The organism is Xanthobacter autotrophicus (assembly GCF_030015065.1).
Lineage (GTDB): Bacteria > Pseudomonadota > Alphaproteobacteria > Rhizobiales > Xanthobacteraceae > Xanthobacter > Xanthobacter autotrophicus_D.
Map to the genome: position 1 here is coordinate 1 of NZ_JAIVFN010000013.1, position 14,800 is coordinate 14,800.

Annotated in this window: 12 protein-coding genes; 11 read left to right on the plus strand and 1 reads right to left on the minus strand. The window is 69.4% G+C overall.

Going from position 1 to position 14,800, the window contains the following annotated elements; genetic code table 11:
* Positions 1-488: flagellar biosynthetic protein FliO (locus K9U40_RS04750; protein ID WP_282889065.1), on the minus strand; the 488-nt coding region annotated here is incomplete at its 3' end.
* A 392-nt stretch (positions 489-880) separates the two neighbouring features.
* On the opposite strand from K9U40_RS04750, the gene K9U40_RS04755 reads away from it, so the two are divergent.
* The 11 genes from K9U40_RS04755 (at position 881) to nuoI (ending at position 14,663) form a co-directional block, all read left to right on the plus strand.
* Positions 881-3,427 carry a hybrid sensor histidine kinase/response regulator gene (locus K9U40_RS04755; protein WP_282889066.1) on the plus strand — a complete coding sequence of 849 codons (2,547 nt, stop codon included), beginning with the start codon at positions 881-883 and terminating at the stop codon, positions 3,425-3,427.
* 150 nt (positions 3,428-3,577) lie between these two features.
* Positions 3,578-5,236, plus strand: coding sequence for a DUF3300 domain-containing protein (locus K9U40_RS04760; RefSeq protein ID WP_282889067.1), 1,659 nt, complete (start codon positions 3,578-3,580; stop codon positions 5,234-5,236).
* 613 nt (positions 5,237-5,849) lie between these two features.
* Positions 5,850-6,215, plus strand: a complete 366-nt coding sequence (locus tag K9U40_RS04765) for an NADH-quinone oxidoreductase subunit A (protein ID WP_282889068.1) — start codon at positions 5,850-5,852, stop codon at positions 6,213-6,215.
* Complete coding sequence (locus K9U40_RS04770) at positions 6,206-6,790, plus strand: NuoB/complex I 20 kDa subunit family protein (RefSeq protein ID WP_282889069.1); 585 nt, start codon at positions 6,206-6,208, stop codon at positions 6,788-6,790. The genes K9U40_RS04765 and K9U40_RS04770 overlap by 10 nt, the downstream gene beginning before the upstream one ends.
* A gap of 15 nt (positions 6,791-6,805) precedes the next feature.
* On the plus strand, positions 6,806-7,435 hold the full coding sequence (locus K9U40_RS04775) for an NADH-quinone oxidoreductase subunit C (RefSeq protein ID WP_282889070.1): 630 nt from the start codon (positions 6,806-6,808) through the stop codon (positions 7,433-7,435).
* A gap of 32 nt (positions 7,436-7,467) precedes the next feature.
* Positions 7,468-8,655 (plus strand): NADH-quinone oxidoreductase subunit D, encoded by a 1,188-nt coding sequence (locus K9U40_RS04780; protein WP_282889114.1) that lies wholly within the window; start codon positions 7,468-7,470, stop codon positions 8,653-8,655.
* Between the two features lie 75 nt (positions 8,656-8,730).
* Complete coding sequence (gene nuoE, locus K9U40_RS04785) at positions 8,731-9,552, plus strand: NADH-quinone oxidoreductase subunit NuoE (protein ID WP_349239409.1); 822 nt, start codon at positions 8,731-8,733, stop codon at positions 9,550-9,552.
* Between the two features lie 5 nt (positions 9,553-9,557).
* The gene (gene nuoF / locus K9U40_RS04790) at positions 9,558-10,859 is read left to right on the plus strand and encodes an NADH-quinone oxidoreductase subunit NuoF (RefSeq protein ID WP_282889071.1); all 1,302 of its coding nucleotides are present in this window, start codon (positions 9,558-9,560) and stop codon (positions 10,857-10,859) included.
* 118 nt (positions 10,860-10,977) lie between these two features.
* Positions 10,978-13,056, plus strand: a complete 2,079-nt coding sequence (nuoG, locus tag K9U40_RS04795) for an NADH-quinone oxidoreductase subunit NuoG (RefSeq protein ID WP_282889115.1) — start codon at positions 10,978-10,980, stop codon at positions 13,054-13,056.
* A 55-nt stretch (positions 13,057-13,111) separates the two neighbouring features.
* Complete coding sequence (gene nuoH / locus K9U40_RS04800) at positions 13,112-14,131, plus strand: NADH-quinone oxidoreductase subunit NuoH (RefSeq protein WP_282889072.1); 1,020 nt, start codon at positions 13,112-13,114, stop codon at positions 14,129-14,131.
* Between the two features lie 43 nt (positions 14,132-14,174).
* Positions 14,175-14,663: an NADH-quinone oxidoreductase subunit NuoI gene (gene nuoI, locus K9U40_RS04805; protein ID WP_282889073.1), complete on the plus strand. Its 489-nt coding sequence runs from the start codon at positions 14,175-14,177 to the stop codon at positions 14,661-14,663.
* The last annotated feature ends 137 nt before the right edge of the window (positions 14,664-14,800 follow it).

Sequence of the window (14,800 nt, forward strand, 5' to 3'; positions counted from 1 at the left end):
GCGGGGGCGGGCTCGGGCGCCGGCAGGGGTGCGGCGGCTTCCGCAGCGAGAGCCGCGGCAACCGGAGTTGTGGGCGCAAGGGCGGCCGGTGCCGCGGGGGCCTGAAGGCCCCGCCGTCCGGCGGGCCGCTGGAGACCGGGCGCCTCGCGGGTGGCCGCAAGCGCCGGCGCTGCTGCAACGGCAGCTTCTTCCGCCTCGGCGGCGATTTGGTGCTCCACCACGATGTCGCTGTTGCCGCCCACGAGAAGCAGGTGCTCCACCTCGTCGCGGCGCACCAGCACGAGCCTGCGGCGCTGGTCCACCGCGACGCTGTCGAGGACCGCGAGCCGGGGGCCGGACCTGCCGTTTCTGAGCGGTGAACGCGACCGGCCGGTGAGGCGCCGCATCACCAGCACTGTCACGGCCAACAGCGCCCCGATCACAATGACGGCGATCGCGACGCGGATCGGAAGCGCGAGCTGGGAACCGAACAATTGCTGTAGCATCATGCCTCCGCTCTGCTGTAGGGCGTTTCGTGTGCCTGTGGACCACGAGACTTTGCCAGGGGGAAATCCCCATGCCGACGACGACGGCCTCCGGCCCTTTGTCGTCCGCCCGATATGTTCGCCAGCCTCGGTACCCGCACGCGCAGATCGGCGCGCAGGCAGTGATCCTGAGGCTCAAGGCCTAAGGTTTTGTTGATAATCATGGCAGGAATGAAGTCGCCGGCGATTTTGGCGGCACAATGCCGGTCCGGCCCGGCGGGTCGGGCAGGTGGGACGGCCCGGACGCCAGGTGGATAACGCATTATTTCGTCATGCCTTTAGGGACGGATTCACCAAAAGAGCCGAATCAACCGGCTTGGGTCGGTTTTGAGGGCGCGCGGAGCAGGATGGCTGCAATGAGCGGTGAGCGACGGACCGAAAAGGGCGCCGGAGGGCAGGCCGGGCGCGGCCGCGGCGGCCGCGGCGGCGTGCAGGCCGCCGGCCGCATCACGCCTCTGGCGCTGGCCCTCCTGGCCGCGCTGGCCGGGGGCTTCGCCGCCGGGGTGGTGCTCGGCGAGGGGACGAATGCCCTGCTTTCGGCGCTCGTGGCGGCGCTCGCCGTGGTGGGCGCCTTCGAGCTGGTGCTCGCCGTGCGGCGGGCCCTGGCCGGCGGCGCACCGGAGGATCCCCTCGCCAGGGCGGCGCTGGCGGCGTCCGGCGACGCCATGGCGGTGGTGGAGGACGGCGAGCGGGTGGTGGAGTCGAACCCCGCTTATCTGCGCATGTGCCGCAGCGGCATCGACGCCCCGCCGGTGCCCGAGCGTTTCCTGGCCCGCATTCCCGGCAGCCAGCCCATGGTGGGCGAGCTCCTGAACGCCGTCGCCGGCGCCACGGCGGCCACCAGCGCCGTCGCCTTCGCTACCGGGCCGGGCGGACGCAGGCTGGAAGTGTCGGTGCATCCGCTCGGGTCCCCGCGCCGGGTATTGTGGACGCTGCGCATGGCCGAGGACCTGGCCGCCGCCGGGGCCGCGCCGGCCGTCGTCCCGACGATCGACAGCGCGCCCGCGCCGGCGGCCGGGCCGGTGCCGGGGGCGGACCTTGTCGCGGTGTGGGAGCGGGTTCCCGCCGGCCTGCTGCAGTTCTGCGGCGGGCGGGTGCTGGCGCCCAACCTCACCTTCTGCCGCATGCTCGGCTATGCGCTGGCCGATTGGGGGCCGGAGGGCCGCGACATCCGCGAGGTGGTCGCGCCGGCCGATCTGGCCCGGCTGGATCTTGCGCTGGCCTCGGGTGCGGAAGCGACCCTCAGCATCGCGCTCACCCGAAAGGATGGTGGGCACCTGCCGGCGCTGGTGCGCCTCGCACCGGCGCAGCCGCCCGCCGAGGGCATGGTGGCGGCGGCCCTGCCGCTCGATGCACTCGCTGCTTTCATGCCCGCGCGCGAGGGCGGCTCCGGGCCGACGGCGGCGACCGGGGCCATGGCGGCCTCCCCGGACCTGTTCTTCCTCAACGCGCCGCTGGCGCTGGCGCTGGTGGACCCGGCGGGGCGCATCCGCGCCGCCAATGCCGCTTTCGACCGCCTGTTCGGCCGCGATGCGGCGGGCCGGCCCCTGGCGTCCCTGGTGGCGGACGCGGCCGGGGCGGAAGTCCTCCTCGCCGGGGCGCTGCAGCCGGGCGAGCCGCCGGCGCCGTGCGAGGTGACCCTCGCCGGGCCGGCCGGCCGCTCGGCGCGGCTCTATGCGGCGGCGCTCGGGGCCGGCGGCGCGGGCGACATCGCCCTCGCCGCCATCGACACCACCGAGCAGAAGCAGCTGGAGGTGCAGTTCGCCGAATCGCAGAAGCTGCAGGCGGTGGGCCATCTCGCCGGTGGGGTGGCGCACGATTTCAACAACATGCTCACCGCCATCATCGGCTATTGCGACCTGCTGCTGGTGAAGCACCGCCAGAGCGACCCGTCCTTCCCGGACATCATGCAGATCAAGCAGAACGCCAACCGCGCCGCCGGCCTGGTGCGGCAGCTGCTGGCCTTCTCGCGCCGGCAGACCCTGCGCCCGCAGGTGATCGAGCTGGCCGACGTGATCTCGGACGTCTCGGCCCTGCTGCGCCGCCTCATCGGCGAGCGCATCACGCTGGAGGTGCAGCACGCCCGCGAGCTGTGGCCGGTGAAGGTGGACGTCAACCAGTTCGAGCAGGTGATCATCAACCTCGCGGTGAATGCCCGCGACGCCATGCCCGACGGCGGCACGCTGACGGTGCGCACCGCCAACGTCCCGGCGGCGGCCTCCGCCTCCTACGGGCAGCGCCTGCCGGAAGGCGACTATGTGCTGGTGGAGGTGGCGGACACCGGCACCGGCATCCCGCCCGAGATCATGGGCAAGATCTTCGAGCCCTTCTTCTCCACCAAGGAGGTGGGAAAGGGCACCGGCCTCGGCCTTTCCACGGTCTACGGCATCGTCGAGCAGACCGGCGGCACCATCCTCGCGGAGAGCGAGCTGGGCCGCGGCACCACATTCCGCGTGTTCCTGCCGCGCCACACCGGCGCGCCGGAGGAAGAGGCCCCGCGCCCCGCCGAGCCGGAGCCCAAGGTGGCCGACCTCACCGGGCAGGGGCGGGTGCTGCTGGTGGAGGACGAGGACGCGGTGCGCGCCTTCGCCAGCCGCGCGCTGGCCAATCGCGGCTATGAGGTGCTGTCGGCGGCGAGCGGCGTCGAGGCCCTCGAGGTGATGGAGCAGGCGGGGAGCGTGGATCTCGTCATTTCCGACGTGGTCATGCCGGAGATGGACGGCCCGACCCTGCTGCGGGAGCTGCGCGCGCGCGATCCCGCGCTCAAGGTCATCTTCATCTCGGGCTATGCCGAGGAAGCCTTCGCCCGCAACCTGCCGCCGAGCGAGCGCTTTTCGTTCCTGCCCAAGCCCTTTTCCCTCAAGCAGTTGGTGGCGGCGGTGAGCGAGACCTTACGCGCTTGACCTAAGTAGACGGGCGGTTGGGAATTGCGCATTGTCTTGGCCGTGCGGGCCTGCGCGGCGACCTAACCGGCCGCACCGCGGCTTATGCACCAACCCGCCCCGGCTCCTGACCGTATGGTCTTCAGGTGTCCGGGAACAAGGGAGGTCGTCATGGCACTGTCCGGTCGTCGCCGGGAGCTCGCGGGGTGGTCGCGCCTCGCCGTGGCACTGGCATTCGGGTGGACCACGAGCATCTATCCGGCACTGGCGCAATCACCGCCTCCGGCGGATGCGGGTCCGCCGGCTGTCGTCGCTCCGCCACCGCCGAATACGCCGCCGCCCGTCGCGCCGCCCGTGGTGCCGCCGGACCCCGCGGCCGTCGCCCCGGATGCGGGCGCCGCCGTGCCGCCGCCGCCTCCGGCTGCGGCACAGGACGCGCAGCAGCGCTACACCCTCGCCGAGCTGGAGGCGCTGCTTGCGCCCTATGCGCTCTATCCCGACCCGCTGCTGGCGCAGATGCTGCCGGCGACGGTCTATCCGCTGGAGCTGGTGCAGGCCCAGCGCTGGATCGAGCGCAACAGGAAGGCCGTGGGCAAGGGCGACTTCACCGGTGCCGACGCGCAGAAGTGGGACCCCTCGGTCAAGGCCATGGTCCGGTTTCCCTCGGTGGTCGCCAAGCTGAACGAGGACCTGGAATCGACCCAGGCCATCGGCTTCGCCTTCGTGACCCAGCCCGAGGACGTGGCGGCGGCCATCCAGGCCCTGCGCGCGAAGGCCGAGGCGACCGGCTCGTTGCAAAGCAACGACAAGCAGGTGGTGTCGCGGCGTGAGGAGAACGGGCGCAGCATCGTCTACATCACTCCGGCCGACCCGACCGTGATCTACGTTCCCCAGTACGACTATTCCACCATCTATACCGTCGCGGGGGTGGGGCTGCTGGCTTTCGGCGCGGGCATTCTGGTGGGCAATGCCTGGAACAATTCGTGGAACTGGGGCCGTGGCTGGGTCTATCCGCCGGTTTGGCCCGGCTATCCCGGCTGGCGTCCGCCGCCGCCGCGTCCTCCGGGCGGCTGGCCGGGTGGTCCGGGCGGCTGGCCCGGCGGTCCCGGCGGTCCCGGCGGCTGGCCGGGTGGACCGGGAGGTCCTGGTGGTCCCGGAGGGCCTGGCGGTCCGGGAGGTCCGGGAGGTCCTGGTGGTCCCGGCCACTGGGGCGGGCCTGGTCCCGGCGGCGGGCAGCCGTGGAAGCCGAATCCCGGCAAGCCGCTCCCCGGCAAGCCCGGTGGCCCTGGCGGCCCTGGCGGCCCTGGCAAGCCCGGTGGTCCGGGAGGTCCGGGTGGATTCGGCAAGCCCGGCGGTCCGGGTAGTCCGGGAGGTCCGGGCTTCCTGCCCGGCGGAGCGGGCGGGCCTGGCAAGCCGGGCGGTCCCGGCGGTCCCGGCGGTCCCGGCGGCCCGGGTGGATTGGGAAAACCGGGAGGTCCGGGTGGCCCCGGTGGGCCCGGCAAGCCGGGAGGCCCCGGCGCCAAGCCCGGAGGCCCGAGCGGCAAGCCGGGCGGACCCAGCGGGATGAAGAAGGGCCCGTCGGGCGGCGGTTCGCAGATGAAGAGAGGTGGCGGGGGCGGCAAGCCTTCGGTGCGTTCTCAGCAGGTCCGTCCGGGAGGCTATTCGGGGCGTCCGCAGATGCGTTCCGGCGGTGCCCCGCAGATGCGCGGCGGGCCCCAGATGCGCAGCGCCCCGCAGATGCGCGGCGGCCCCCAGATGCGCAGTGCCCCGCGCGGCGGCGGGCCTCAGATGCGCGGCGGCGGTGGCGGCGGCCGTGGCGGCCGCCGTTGATCGGGTGGGCTGAACCGCCCTTTGGATATCGGCCGGCGCGACTCATCGCGCCGGCCGATGCATGTGGGCGGTATTCCGGCCGATGCATGTGGGCGGTATTCGGGACCGAACCGGGGTGCTGCACGGCATGACCCTTTCCCGAGAATCGCTCCATCACGCCTGACACCGCCCCGGCGCACAGGGAGTGCGGCTTGCCCCGCACAATGATCCAGCGGCCTTGTCCGGCTTTCCTTGGGTGATCGGCAGGAGTTCGCACTGCGCACGGCATTGTGTCGCACGGGCGCGGCTGCCGCTGATGCGGACCGGCCCGCTCTCCTGCACGGCATCCTGTGTTGACGGCGCGTCCCGCGACCTTTGCCGGCTGTCCGCGAGCAAACGGAAGCGGCACCGCAGAAGGCATCCCGCTCCCGTCCGCGCCCATGGCGGGGAGGCAAGCGCACCTTCGCCTAAGCGCGCACTTGCCTCCCATCTGGCGCTGCGATAAGGCTGCGGCGTCGTTTCGAATTCCTCTAGCCGAACGGCGCGGTAACGCTTCAGGCGCATCGCCCGATTGTCTTGCTTGGACAATTTGCGCGCTTACAGCCCCGATCCTGCGCCCCGAGGTGCGAGCAAAATGAACGCGTTGCTCATGGATTATCTGCCGGTGGTGATTTTCATCGGCGTGTCGCTGGTGATCGGGCTTGCCCTGCTCGTATCGCCGTTCCTCGTGGCCTATCAGAATCCGGATCCGGAGAAACTGTCGGCCTACGAATGCGGCTTCAATGCGTTCGACGATGCGCGCATGACCTTCGATGCGCGATTCTACCTCGTCGCCATCCTCTTCATCATCTTCGACCTGGAAGTGGCCTTCCTGTTCCCGTGGGCCGTCACGTTCGGCGGCCTCGGCGACCTCGGCTTCTGGTCGATGATGGTGTTCCTCGGTGTGCTCACCGTCGGCTTCATCTACGAATGGCGCAAGGGAGCTCTGGAATGGGACTGACCCCTTCGGCCACCAAGCCCGAGATCGCACCCGCCCCCACGGGCATCGTCGATCCCTCCACCGGCCGCCCCGTGGGCGCGGATGATCCCTTCTTCAAGGAGATCAATTCCGAGCTGGCGGACAAGGGCTTTATCCTCACCACCGCCGACGACCTCATCACCTGGGCGCGTACCGGCTCGCTCATGTGGATGACCTTCGGCCTTGCGTGCTGCGCCGTGGAGATGATGCAGGTCTCCATGCCGCGCTACGACGTGGAGCGCTTCGGCTTCGCCCCGCGCGCCTCGCCGCGCCAGTCGGACGTGATGATCGTCGCCGGCACGCTCACCAACAAGATGGCCCCGGCCCTGCGCAAGGTCTACGACCAGATGCCGGAGCCGCGCTACGTCATCTCCATGGGCTCCTGCGCCAATGGCGGCGGCTATTACCACTTCTCCTATGCGGTGGTGCGCGGCTGCGACCGCATCGTGCCGGTGGACATCTATGTGCCGGGCTGCCCGCCCACGGCGGAGGCGCTGCTCTACGGCGTGCTGCTGCTGCAGAAGAAAATCCGCCGCATCGGCACCATCGAGCGCTGAGCCGGGAGCATTTCGATGGACGAGACCCTGAACGACCTCGCGGCGCATGTCACGGCGGCCCTTCCCGGCACCGTGCTCGGCTCCACGGTGGCCCATGGCGAGCTGACGCTCTGGATCGAGCCGGCCCAGATCGTCAAGGCGGCGACCTTCCTGCGGGACGACCCCGCCTGCCTGTTCCACTGCATCGTGGATGTGTGCGGCGTGGACTATCCGGCCCGCGAGAAGCGCTTCGACGTGGTCTACCACCTGCTGTCGCTGAAGCAGAACGTGCGCATCCGCCTGAAGGTGGAGACCGACGAGGACACCCCGGTGCCCTCCATCTGCTCCGTCTTCATGGGCGCCAACTGGTTCGAGCGGGAGGCCTACGACATGTACGGCATCCTGTTCACCGGACATCCGGAACTGCGCCGCCTTTTGACCGACTACGGCTTTGACGGCCATCCCCTGCGCAAGGACTTCCCGACCACGGGCTTCGTGGAGGTGCGCTACGACGACGAGCAGAAGCGCGTGGTCTACGAGCCGGTGCGCCTGCCGCAGGAATTCCGCAACTTCGACTTCCTCTCCCCGTGGGAGGGCGTGGACTACGTCCTTCCCGGTGACGAGAAGGCCTCGGGCCAGCCGCCCGTTCCCCCCAAGGCCGGCTGAGGGAGCGCCTTATGGTTGACATCGCCGACGAGATGAAGCCGGCCGACAAGGTCCGCAACTTCCAGATCAATTTCGGCCCGCAGCACCCGGCTGCGCATGGCGTGCTGCGCCTCGTGCTGGAGCTGGATGGCGAGGTGGTCGAGCGGGTGGACCCGCATATCGGCCTCCTGCACCGCGGCACCGAGAAGCTGATCGAGGCCAAGACCTATCTGCAGGCCGTGCCCTATTTCGACCGGCTCGACTATTGCGCGCCCATGAACCAGGAGCACGCCTTCTGCCTCGCGGCGGAAAAGCTGCTCGGCATCGAGGTGCCCAAGCGCGGCCAGCTGATCCGCGTGCTGTATTCCGAGATCGGGCGCCTGCTCTCCCACCTCCTCAACGTGACCACGTTCGCCATGGACGTGGGCGCGCTGACCCCGCCGCTGTGGGGCTTCGAGGAGCGCGAGAAGCTCATGATCTTCTATGAGCGCGCCTCGGGCAGCCGCATGCATGCGGCCTATTTCCGGCCCGGCGGCGTGCACCAGGACCTGCCGCGCGCGCTGGTGGAGGACATCGGCGCCTTCTGCGACCCGTTCCTGAAGCTGCTGGACGATCTCGACGGCCTCGTCACCGAGAACCGCATCTTCAAGCAGCGCACCGTGGACATCGGCGTGGTGTCGCTTGAGGACGCGCTGGCCTGGGGCTTTTCCGGCGTGATGGTGCGCGGCTCCGGCGCCGCCTGGGACCTGCGCCGCGCCCAGCCCTACGAGTGCTATTCCGAGCTCGACTTCGACATCCCCATCGGCAAGCACGGCGACTGCTACGACCGCTACGTGGTGCGCATGGAAGAGATGCGCCAGTCCACGAAGATCATGAAGCAGTGCGTCGAACGCCTGCTGAAGGAGGCGGGGCCGGTCTCCACCGCCGACAACAAGATCGTGCCGCCCAAGCGGGGCGAGATGAAGCGCTCCATGGAAGCGCTCATCCACCACTTCAAGCTCTATACCGAGGGCTTCCACGTGCCGGAAGGCGACGTCTATGCCGCGGTCGAGGCGCCCAAGGGCGAGTTCGGCGTCTATCTGGTCTCCGACGGCACCAACAAGCCCTATCGCTGCAAGATCCGCGCGCCGGGTTTCGCCCACCTCCAGGCGATGGATTTCCTGTGCCGCGGCCACATGCTCGCCGACGTGTCGGCGGTGCTGGGCTCGCTCGATATCGTGTTCGGCGAGGTGGACCGCTGATGGCCCGCCTTTCCGCCTCCCTCTGCCCGATGCCGGCGTGCGCTCCGCGCGCGGCTCGTTCCGGGATCTGACCCCATGTCCGTCCGCCGCCTCGCCGCAGAGCAGCCCGAGAGCTTCGACTTCACGCCGGAGCTCGAGGCCATCGCCCAGAAGCTGATCGCGAAATATCCCGAGGGCCGCCAGGCCAGCGCCGTGGTGCCGCTGCTCTGGGAGACCCAGAAGGCAGCCGGCGGCTGGCTTCCCGAGCCCGCGATCCGCGCCGTGGCCGACCGCCTCGGCATGGCGCATATCCGCGTGCTGGAGGTCGCCACCTTCTACACCATGTTCAACCTGGAGCCGGTGGGGAAGTATTTCGTGCAGCTGTGCGGCACGACCCCCTGCATGCTGCGTGGCGCCGAAGCCATCCGGGATGTGTGCGAGAAGAAGATCGGCCACGAGCGGCACGTTTCCGCCGACGGCGTCTTCTCGTGGCTTGAGGTGGAGTGCCTCGGGGCCTGCACCAATGCGCCCATGGTGCAGATCAACGACGATTACTACGAGGACCTGACGCCCGAGAGCTTCGAGAAGCTCCTCGACGACCTTGCCGCCGGCCGTCCGGTGAAGGTGGGTCCGCAGAATGCGCGCCGCGGCTCCGAGCCCGAGGGCGGGCCGCGGGTGCTCACCGATCCCGCGCTCTACGCCTTCAAGACGACAGTGCCGGGCTTTGCCGGCGCCCCCGCCACCGAGACCCCGGACCTCCTCGCCGCCGGCCTCCCGCGCGCGGCGGCCGAGAGCCCGGTCGATCCCACCGCTGCCGTGTCGGCGGCTCAGGAGAAGGCGGCGGACGGCGCGGACACCCGCGAGAAGCGCGAGGCCGTCGCGGCCGAAGCCACCAAGCCGTCCGGCGCAGGGGAGTGACCGCCATGCTCGCCGACAAGGACCGTATCTTTACGAACCTCTACGGTTTCCACGACTTCGGCCTCAAGGGCGCGCTCGCCCGCGGCAACTGGGACGGCACCAAGGCCATCCTGGAAAAGGGCCGGGACTGGATCATCAACGAGATGAAGGTCTCCGGCCTGCGCGGTCGCGGCGGCGCCGGCTTCTCCACGGGCATGAAGTGGTCCTTCATGCCCAAGCAGTCCGACGGGCGCCCGCATTATCTCGTGGTGAACGCCGACGAATCCGAGCCCGGGACCTGCAAGGACCGGGAGATCATGCGCAACGATCCGCACACGCTGATCGAAGGCTGCCTGATCGCCTCCTTCGCCATGGGCGCCCACGCCGCCTACATCTATGTGCGCGGCGAGTACATCTACGAGCGCGAACGCCTGCAGGCGGCCATCGACGAGGCCTATGAGGCCCGCCTGATCGGCAAGGACAATATCTACGATTACCCCTTCGACCTTTACGTGCACCATGGTGCCGGCGCCTATATCTGCGGCGAGGAGACGGCGCTGCTGGAGAGCCTCGAGGGCAAGAAGGGCATGCCGCGGCTGAAGCCGCCGTTCCCGGCCAATATGGGCCTTTATGGCTGCCCGACCACCGTGAACAACGTGGAGAGCATCGCGGTGGCCCCCACCATCCTGCGGCGCGGGGCGGCCTGGTTCTCCTCCATCGGCCGGCCGAACAACGTGGGCACCAAGCTGTTCAGCCTGGCCGGCCACGTGAACACGCCCTGCGTGGTGGAAGATGCCATGAGCATCCCGTTCCGGGAGCTGGTGGAAAAGCACGGCGGCGGCGTGCGCGGCGGCTGGGACAATCTGCTCGGCATCATCCCCGGTGGCGCCTCCTGCCCGGTGATCCCGGCGGAGCAGTGCGAAGACCTGATCATGGACTTCGACGGCACCCGCGCGGTGAAATCCTCCTTCGGCACGGCGGGCGTGCTGGTGATGGACAAGTCCACGGACATCATCAAGGCGATTGCCCGCATCTCCGCCTTCTTCAAGCACGAGAGCTGCGGCCAGTGCACGCCCTGCCGCGAGGGCACGGGCTGGATGTGGCGCGTGGTGAACCGCATGGCCGAAGGCCGCGCCCAGAAGCGCGAGATCGACATGCTGCTGGAAGTGACGACCCAGATCGAGGGCCACACCATCTGCGCGCTCGGCGATGCCGCCGCGTGGCCGGTGCAGGGCCTCATCCGCCACTATCGTCACGTGATCGAGGCGCGCATCGACCAGTATGCCGCCAACCCGCATCCGGACCCGGTTCCGGTGGCGGCGGAGTGAGAGCGTCCCGCGTGGCGCGCGCGTCGCGACAGGCGGGAAGGGGACTGACACGGGAGGCCAGGCGCGCTGCGTCGTGTCTCCCGCCGTGCACGGCGCGGCACAAGGCGAGGTGGAAGTGATGGCGAAGATCGTCGTCGACGGCACAGAAGTCGATGTTCCGGCCGAATACACGCTGCTCCAGGCGTGCGAGGCGGCGGGCGTCGAGATTCCGCGCTTCTGCTTCCATGAGCGGCTGTCCATCGCCGGCAATTGCCGCATGTGCCTGGTGGAAGTGAAGGGCGGGCCGCCCAAGCCCACCGCGTCCTGCGCCATGGCGGTGAAGGACCTGCGCCCCGGCCCCAATGGCGAGCCGCCGGTGGTGCTCACCAAGAGCCCCATGGTGAAGAAGGCGCGCGAAGGGGTGATGGAGTTCCTGCTCATCAACCACCCGCTGGACTGCCCGATCTGCGACCAGGGCGGCGAGTGCGACCTGCAGGATCAGGCCATGGCCTATGGCGCGGACACCTCGCGCTTCGCCGAGAACAAGCGCGCGGTCGAGGACAAATATATCGGCCCGCTGGTGCGCACCTCCATGAACCGGTGCATCCAGTGCACCCGCTGCGTGCGCTTCTCCACGGAAGTCGCCGGCGTGCCGGACCTCGGCGCCATCGGCCGCGGCGAGGACATGGAGATCACCACCTATCTCGAGCACGCCATGCGCTCGGAGATGCAGGGCAACGTGGCGGACCTGTGCCCGGTGGGCGCGCTCACCCACAAGCCCTACCAGTTCCACGCCCGGCCGTGGGAGCTGATCAAGACCGAGTCCATCGACGTGATGGACGCGGTCGGCTCCAATATCCGCATCGACACCCGCGGCCGTGAGGTGATGCGCATCCTGCCGCGCATCAACGACCTCGTGAACGAGGAGTGGATCTCCGACAAGTCCCGCTATGTGTGGGACGGCCTGAAGGTGCAGCGCCTCGACCGGCCCTATGTGCGCAAGGATGGCCGGCTGGTGGCCGCGTCCTGGTCCGAGGCGTTCGGCGCCATCGCCGCCAAGGTGAAGGCCGCGCCGGCGGCGAAGGTGGGCGCCATCGTCGGCGACCTCGCCAGCGTGGAGGAGGTGTTTGCCCTCAAGGCGCTCATGGGCAAGCTGGGTTCTGCCAACATCGACTGCCGCCAGGACGGGGCGGCGCTCGATCCGGCGCTCGGCCGCGCCACCTATGTGTTCAATCCCACCATCGCCGGCATCGACGAGGCGGATGCCATCCTGCTGGTGGGCACGGATCCGCGCCACGAAGCCTCCGTCATCAATGCGCGCATCCGCAAGCGCTGGCGGCAGGGCGGGCTCAAGGTGGGCTTGGTCGGCGCCAAGGTGGACCTGACCTATCCCTATGAGTATCTCGGCGCCGGCCCGGACAGCCTCTCCGACCTCGCCGGCACCGGCGCCTTCGGCGACGTGCTGCGCAAGGCGGAGCGCCCGCTGGTCATCGTCGGTCAGGGCGCGCTGGCGCGGCCGGACGGCGCCGCGGTGCTGGCGCTGGCGGCCCGCGTGGCGGTGGCCTGCGGCGCGGTGAAGGACGGCTGGAACGGCTTCGCGGTGCTCCACACCGCCGCGGCCCGTGTCGGCGCCCTCGACGTGGGCGCGGTGCCCGGCGCGGGCGGGCTCGACGTGGCGGCCATGACCGCTCCCGGCGGCCTCGACGTCGCCTTCCTGATGGGCGCCGACGAGGTGGAGGTCGCCCCTGGCGCCTTCGTCGTCTATCTCGGCACCCATGGCGACAAGGGTGCCCACCGGGCCGATGTCATCCTGCCCGGCGCGGCCTATCCGGAAAAGTCCGGCCTCTACGTGAACACGGAAGGCCGGGTGCAGTTCGCCAACCGCGCCGCCTTCCCGCCCGGCGAGGCCCGCGAGGACTGGGCCATCCTGCGCGCCTTGTCGGAGGTGCTGGGCCGGACCCTGCCGTTCGACAACGTGCCGGCGCTCAGGGCGCAGCTCGTTGCTGCCTATCCCCATCTCGGCCATATCGACGAGGCGGCGGCGGCGGATCCGGCGGCGGTGGTGACGCTGGCCCAGGCGGGCGGCACTGTGGACAAGGCGGCGTTCGCGCTGCCCATCGAGGATTTCTTCCTCACCAACCCCATCGCCCGCGCCTCCGCGGTGATGGCCGAATGCTCCGCGCTTCGCCTCGGGGCGACGGCGCAGGCGGCGGAGTGACGGGGATGGCGGCGTTGGTGATCGGGACGGCTGAAAGCGGCACGGGATCGAGGACATGAACTGGCAGGATACCCTTATCCAGGTGCTGATCATCCTCGGGCAGAGTCTCGCTCTGCTCGTGGCGCTCCTGATTTTCATCGCCTTCATCCTGCTCGCCGACCGCAAGATCTGGGCGGCGGTGCAGCTGCGGCGCGGGCCGAACGTGGTGGGGCCCTTCGGCCTCCTGCAGTCCTTCGCCGACCTGCTCAAGTTCGTGCTGAAGGAGCCGACCATTCCGGCGGGCTCCAACAAGGCCATTTTCCTGCTCGCCCCGCTGGTGACCTGCGTGCTCGCGCTCGCCGCCTGGGCGGTGGTGCCCATCGCGGACGGCTGGGTAATCGCCGACCTGAACGTGGGCGTGCTCTACATCTTCGCCATCTCGTCGCTGGGCGTGTACGGCATCATCATGGGCGGCTGGGCCTCGAACTCGAAGTACCCGTTCCTGGCGTCCCTGCGGTCGGCGGCGCAGATGGTGTCCTACGAGGTCTCCATCGGCTTCGTGATCATCACCGTGCTGATGTGCGCAGGTTCGCTGAACCTGACCGCCATCGTCGAGGCGCAGAACGGCCGGTTCGGGTTCCTGAACTGGTATTTCCTGCCGCTCCTGCCCATGTTCGTCATCTTCTTCGTCTCGGCGCTGGCCGAGACGAACCGCCCGCCCTTCGACCTCGTGGAAGCGGAATCGGAGCTGGTGGCGGGCTTCATGACCGAATACGGCTCGACGCCCTACCTGCTGTTCATGCTCGGCGAGTACGTGGCCATCATGACCATGTGCGCCATGGCCACCATCCTGTTCCTCGGCGGCTGGCTCTCGCCGCTGCCGTTCCCGCCCTTCACCTGGGTGCCGGGGCTGGTGTGGTTCGTCATCAAGCTGTGCTTCATGTTCTTCCTCTTCGCCATGGCGAAGGCCATGGTGCCGCGCTATCGCTACGACCAGCTCATGCGGCTCGGCTGGAAGGTGTTCCTGCCGATCTCGCTCATTGCTGTGGTGGTGGTCGCGAGCGTCCTGCACTTCACCGGGATGGCGCCGCGATGAGCCAGCCCCGTCCCAATCCGCACCGCCTTCCGGGAGAGCGTCCATGAAGCTCGATCAGGCCGCGCGCGGCCTCTTCATGACGGAGCTGGTTTCCGGCTTCTTCCTCGCCATGCGCTATTTCTTCAAGCCCAAGGCGACCTTGAACTATCCCTTCGAGAAGGGGCCGCTGTCGCCACGCTTCCGCGGCGAGCACGCGCTGCGCCGCTATCCCAACGGGGAAGAGCGCTGCATCGCCTGCAAGCTGTGCGAGGCCATCTGCCCGGCGCAGGCCATCACCATCGAGGCCGGCCCGCGCCGGAACGACGGCACGCGCCGCACCACCCGCTACGACATCGACATGGTGAAGTGCATCTATTGCGGCTTCTGCCAGGAAGCCTGCCCGGTGGATGCCATCGTCGAGGGACCGAACTTCGAGTTCGCCACCGAGACGCGTGAGGAACTCTATTACGACAAGGAAAAGCTGCTCGCCAACGGCGACCGGTGGGAGCGCGAGATCGCGCGCTCCATCGCGCTCGACGCGCCGTACCGCTGAGCACGCCTGCCGCCGCAGGCAAGGGACCGATGGTGCCGGCTTCCGGCCGGCAGTGGGGGACAGCCGAGCGTCGCGCGTCCTGCGCGACGACACGACAGTGGACTTTTGGGATGCGTCAAGGCAATCGACAGGCCGGC

What these genes read in the sequence shown, in the direction of transcription:
- K9U40_RS04755 (WP_282889066.1), top strand. Translation starts at nt 881, where the DNA reads ATGAGCGGTGAGCGACGGACCGAAAAGGGCGCCGGAGGGCAGGCCGGG.
- K9U40_RS04760 (WP_282889067.1), top strand. Translation starts at nt 3,578, where the DNA reads ATGGCACTGTCCGGTCGTCGCCGGGAGCTCGCGGGGTGGTCGCGCCTC.
- K9U40_RS04765 (WP_282889068.1), top strand. Translation starts at nt 5,850, where the DNA reads ATGAACGCGTTGCTCATGGATTATCTGCCGGTGGTGATTTTCATCGGC.
- K9U40_RS04770 (WP_282889069.1), top strand. Translation starts at nt 6,206, where the DNA reads ATGGGACTGACCCCTTCGGCCACCAAGCCCGAGATCGCACCCGCCCCC.
- K9U40_RS04775 (WP_282889070.1), top strand. Translation starts at nt 6,806, where the DNA reads ATGGACGAGACCCTGAACGACCTCGCGGCGCATGTCACGGCGGCCCTT.
- K9U40_RS04780 (WP_282889114.1), top strand. Translation starts at nt 7,468, where the DNA reads ATGAAGCCGGCCGACAAGGTCCGCAACTTCCAGATCAATTTCGGCCCG.
- nuoE (WP_349239409.1), top strand. Translation starts at nt 8,731, where the DNA reads ATGTCCGTCCGCCGCCTCGCCGCAGAGCAGCCCGAGAGCTTCGACTTC.
- nuoF (WP_282889071.1), top strand. Translation starts at nt 9,558, where the DNA reads ATGCTCGCCGACAAGGACCGTATCTTTACGAACCTCTACGGTTTCCAC.
- nuoG (WP_282889115.1), top strand. Translation starts at nt 10,978, where the DNA reads ATGGCGAAGATCGTCGTCGACGGCACAGAAGTCGATGTTCCGGCCGAA.
- nuoH (WP_282889072.1), top strand. Translation starts at nt 13,112, where the DNA reads ATGAACTGGCAGGATACCCTTATCCAGGTGCTGATCATCCTCGGGCAG.
- nuoI (WP_282889073.1), top strand. Translation starts at nt 14,175, where the DNA reads ATGAAGCTCGATCAGGCCGCGCGCGGCCTCTTCATGACGGAGCTGGTT.